Origin of the sequence: Streptosporangium sp. NPDC006013, assembly GCF_040614275.1 — a bacterium.
In the GTDB taxonomy this organism is placed as follows: domain Bacteria; phylum Actinomycetota; class Actinomycetes; order Streptosporangiales; family Streptosporangiaceae; genus Streptosporangium.
This window is the reverse complement of the sequence record NZ_JBEXUE010000680.1, coordinates 1-4,204: the sequence shown is the minus strand read 5'-3', so window position 1 is coordinate 4,204 and position 4,204 is coordinate 1. Positions and strand designations below refer to the sequence as shown.

Here is a 4,204-nt window from a genome sequence, read left to right as displayed (position 1 = left end):
CCGGCGACCGCGGCCCCCGCCGTGACCACGCGGCCACGCCCCGGCGACACCGCGTACGTGCTCTACACCTCCGGGTCCACCGGGCGGCCGAAGGGTTCGGTCCTGCTGGACGAGCGGTGGGGCGGGGTGGGCCTGGCGGAGCACGTGCTCGCGCCCGTGCTGCACGTTCTGGGGGAGTTCGCCGTGCCCGAGCCCTTCCTGGAGACCGCGGTCGTCGCCGGCCCGCTGATCCAGGAGGCGGCGCCCGAGGATTTCGCGGCGGCCTGGCTGCCCCGCATCGCCTCCGGTGACGCGCTGGTGGCGGTCTCGTTCGGCGAGCGCACCCCCGTCGCGCTGGAGGCCGGTCAGGCCGACCTGCTGCTCGTCTGCGAGAGCGATGGCGTACGCGCCCTGGAGAAGGGGGCGTTCACCGCGGAGTGGCAGGAGGCGGTCGATCCGCTCTATCCGCTCTACCGGGTCGCCTGGGACGCCGCGGACGGGCAGGTGATCAGCCGGGATGCCGCCGCGGTCGAACGGGCCTGGACGCGGGCCGTGGCCGGCGCCGCGTGCCTGCTCACCGGCGTGAGCCGGCACCTGCTCGACGTGACGGTCGACTACGTGAAGGTGCGCAGGCAGTTCGGCCGGCCCGTCGGATCGTTCCAGGCGGTGAAACACAAGCTGGCGAACGTCGCCACGGTGGTGGACCTGGCGGGTGCCGCCTCGATGGCCGCGTTTCGGGACACCGGCGCCTCGGACGCCGCCGTGCGGGCCGCGGTCGCCAAGGCGTACGCGGGTGAGGCGGCGAAACCGGCCGACCTGGAGGCGCTCCAGTTGCATGGCGGGATCGGGTTCACCTGGGAGTACGGGTTGCAGTTCTGGCTCAAGCGTTCGATGTCGCTGTCCGCCGCCTTCGGGACCGCCAGAGAGCACCGGCGCGCGCTCGCCGAGATGGTGGTCGCCCGTGCGGGAGGGCGGCGATGAGCACCGGGGACCTGGGGTTCTGGCGGATCGCCGAGCGCTTCCCCGATCGGATCGCCGTCGTCGCGCCGGACGGCTCATCGGTCACCGCGGGCGAGCTGCTGGCCCGGGTGAACCGGATCACGCGGCTGCTGCGTGGCCTGGGCCTGCGGCCCGGCGACCGGGTGGCGCTGGTGGCCGCGAACGAGATCGCGGCCCTGGAGACGGTCCTGGCCTGCCAGCAGGCCGGGTGGTACCTGATCCCGGTCAACACCGCGCTCAGCGCCGGTGAGATCGCGTACATCATGGGCGACTGCGCGCCGGGCGCCGTGGTGACCTCCCCGCGGTACGCGGACACCGTGCTGGCCGCGCTCGACGAGGTGGGTCTCGCCGGGGAGCGGCGCTTCTCCACCCTGCCCGCCGAGGGTTTTCGCCTGCTGGAGGAGGCCGCCGCTCCGTTCTCCGCCGACCGGGTCGAGGACCGCGTGTCCGGTGCCTTCATGGCCTACACCTCGGGCACCACGGGCCGTCCCAAGGGCATCAGCCGGGCGCTGGCCGGTGGCGATCCCGATGATGTCCTCGGCGCCGGGGCGCTTTGGCAACTGGGCATGTTCGACGTCGAGCCGCTCGGAGACGGCACCCATCTGGTGACCTCCCCGCTGTCGCACACCGCCGTGAACGGGCTGGCCCTGGCGTCGCTGCACCTGGGGCACCGGGTGGTGCTGATGGAGCGGTTCGACGCGACCGGGATGCTCCGGCTCATCCAGCAGGAGCGGGTGACCACGACGCACGTCGTGCCCACCCAGATGCACCGGCTGCTCGCGCTCGACCCCGAGGTACGCGCGTCGTTCGACGTGTCGAGCATGCGCAACCTGATCCACGGTGCGGGCCCCTGCCCGCCCGCGGTGAAGCGCGGGATCATCGACTGGTTCGGCCCGGTGGTGTACGAGTACTACGGCGCCAGCGAGGCCGCGGGAACCGTCATCGACTCCCGCGAGTGGCTGGCCAGGCCCGGCAGCGTCGGCAGGGCCCAGCCCGGCGCCGGCGTCCGGATCATGGACGATCACGGGCGCGAGCCGGGTCCGGGAGAGAAGGGCCGGGTCTACCTGGAGATGGGCCCCAGGGCCTTCGAATACCACGGCGACCCGGAGAAGACCCGCTCAAGCGTGACCGACGGCTACGTGACGGTGGGCGATCTCGGCTACCTCGACGAGGACGGATATCTCTTCCTGCTCGGCCGGACCGCCGAGGTCATCGTCTCCGGCGGGGTCAACGTCTACCCGGCCGAGGTGGAGGCGGCGCTGCTGGAACACCCCGACATCGCCGACGCCGCTGTCATCGGCATCCCCGACCAGGAGTGGGGCGAGATCGTCTGCGCGGTGATCCAGCCCATGGACGGGGCGCGTGAACGCGCCGCCGAGCCGGACTTCGGCGACGAGATCATCCGGTTCTGCCGGGAGCGGATCGCGCGGTTCAAGGTGCCCCGCCGGATCGAGACGGTGGAGACGCTCCCGCGCGGCGCCAACGGAAAACTCCGCAAGCACCTGCTGCCCCAGGCAGCGGGAGGAGCCGGCGAGCCCTCCGGCGGGCCGGCGGAAACGGACGGGAGGCGATCCGGATGAGCACGAAACCCCTGCCGCTGCCCACCCCTGACACCGCGGGCTTCTTCGAGGCCGTCGACGGGGGTGAGCTCAAGGTGCCGCGCTGCCGCGAGTGCGGCGACTTCTTCCTCTATCCGCGCGCGTACTGCCCGGCGTGCATGTCGGACCAGGTCGCGCTCGAACCGGTCTCCGGCGTGGCCACGCTGGAGTCGTACGTGGTCAACCACCGCGCCGCGCCCGGGTTCGAGGGCGAGGTGCCGTACGTGGTCGCGCTCGTCAGGCTGGCCGAGGGGCCCAGACTGCTCGCCACCGTCACCGGAGCCGGTGAGGCGGGGAGCGGGCTCGTCATCGACGGTGAGCTCGAAGTGGTCTTCGAACAGCGGGGTGAGCGGAAGGTCGTCGGATTCCGGCCAAGAAAGGATGAGGGATGAGCCTCCGAGGCAAGATCGCAATCGTCGGCGCCGCCGAGACGGACCGCATCGGCAAGGTCCCCGACATGTCCGCGCTGGAGCTGCACGCCCAGGCGGCCGTCAACGCGCTGCGCGACGCGGGCCTCACCGCGGCCGACGTCGACGGTGTCGCGTCCGCCGGTGAGTCTCCGATCGACGTGGCCGACTACCTGGGGATCGTCCCGGAATATCTGGACGGCACGAACGTCGGCGGCAGTTCGTTCATGCTGCACGTGCGGCACGCCATGGCCGCCATCGTGTCCGGGCTCTGCACGACCGTGCTGGTCACGCACGGCGAGTCCGGGCGCTCCCGGGTGGGCATGGTGCCGTGGGCGCCCGCGCCGCAGTCGTACATGGCGCAGTTCGAGGTCCCGCACGGCCCGATCGGGGCGCCGTCGCTGTTCCCGATCGGCGTACGCCGCTATATGCACACGTACGGGATGACCAGGGAGCAGCTCGCCATGGTCCCGGTCGTGCAGCGCCAGTGGGCGGCGGGTAACCCCCGCGCCAGGCTGCGCGACCCGATCACCGTCGAGGACGTGCTCGCGTCGCCCGTGATCGCCGACCCCATCCACCTGCTGCACTGCTGCCTGGTGACCGATGGCGGTGGCGCCCTGGTGCTGACCTCGGCCGAGCGGGCCCGCGACCTCGGCTCCGCGTCGCCGCCGGTCTACGTGCTGGGCGCGGGGGAGTCGAGCGAGTCCTCGGTCGTCTCCGGGTTGCGCGACCTGACGTCGTCCCGCGCCATCGAGATGGGCGGGGCGGCCGCCATGCGGCAGGCCGGGATCTCGCACGACGACGTGGACCATCTGATGATCTACGACGCGTTCGCGCACGTTCCGGTGTACGGACTGGAAGACCTCGGTTTCGTGAAGCGGGGCGAGGCGCCGGCGTTCATCGCCGAGGGGAACACCGCGCCCGGTGGGTCGCTGCCGATGAACACCAACGGCGGCGGGCTCTCCTACACCCACACCGGCATGTACGGCATGTTCGCGATCCAGGAGTCGGTGCGCCAGGTCCGCGGAACGGCGGCGGCGCAGGTCCCCGGGGTCGATGTCAGCCTCGCCACCGGGGTCGGCGGCATGTTCATGAGCTCGGGCACGCTGGTCCTGGGCAGCGGCCGTACGCTCTGAGCGGTGGCGCGTGCGGAAACGGCGGGGCGGTTTCGACCCATGTCGCTACCAGGTCTCCGGAAATCGGCCGACCATTTCCCCGAAA

Annotated in this window: 4 protein-coding genes; all 4 read left to right on the top strand. The window is 72.0% G+C overall.

Annotated features, from left to right (window positions below):
- Nucleotides 1-960, top strand: a 960-nt coding sequence (locus ABZ260_RS47715; RefSeq protein WP_355631667.1) for an acyl-CoA dehydrogenase family protein, incomplete at its 5' end; no start/stop codon positions are given.
- Entirely contained in the window at nt 957-2,558 is a 1,602-nt protein-coding gene (locus tag ABZ260_RS47710) for an AMP-binding protein (RefSeq protein WP_355631664.1), read from the top strand. The genes ABZ260_RS47715 and ABZ260_RS47710, both read left to right, overlap by 4 nt.
- Entirely contained in the window at nt 2,555-2,968 is a 414-nt protein-coding gene (locus ABZ260_RS47705) for an OB-fold domain-containing protein (protein WP_350965271.1), read from the top strand. Before ABZ260_RS47710 ends, ABZ260_RS47705 begins: the two co-directional genes overlap by 4 nt.
- Nucleotides 2,965-4,119 carry a thiolase gene (locus tag ABZ260_RS47700; RefSeq protein WP_355631661.1) on the top strand — a complete coding sequence of 385 codons (1,155 nt, stop codon included), beginning with the start codon at nt 2,965-2,967 and terminating at the stop codon, nt 4,117-4,119. The genes ABZ260_RS47705 and ABZ260_RS47700 overlap by 4 nt, the downstream gene beginning before the upstream one ends.
- The last annotated feature ends 85 nt before the right edge of the window (nt 4,120-4,204 follow it).

Bases quoted from the DNA above. Each gene is read 5' to 3' on its own strand.
- ABZ260_RS47710 (WP_355631664.1), top strand. From the start codon at position 957: ATGAGCACCGGGGACCTGGGGTTCTGGCGGATCGCCGAGCGCTTCCCC.
- ABZ260_RS47705 (WP_350965271.1), top strand. From the start codon at position 2,555: ATGAGCACGAAACCCCTGCCGCTGCCCACCCCTGACACCGCGGGCTTC.
- ABZ260_RS47700 (WP_355631661.1), top strand. From the start codon at position 2,965: ATGAGCCTCCGAGGCAAGATCGCAATCGTCGGCGCCGCCGAGACGGAC.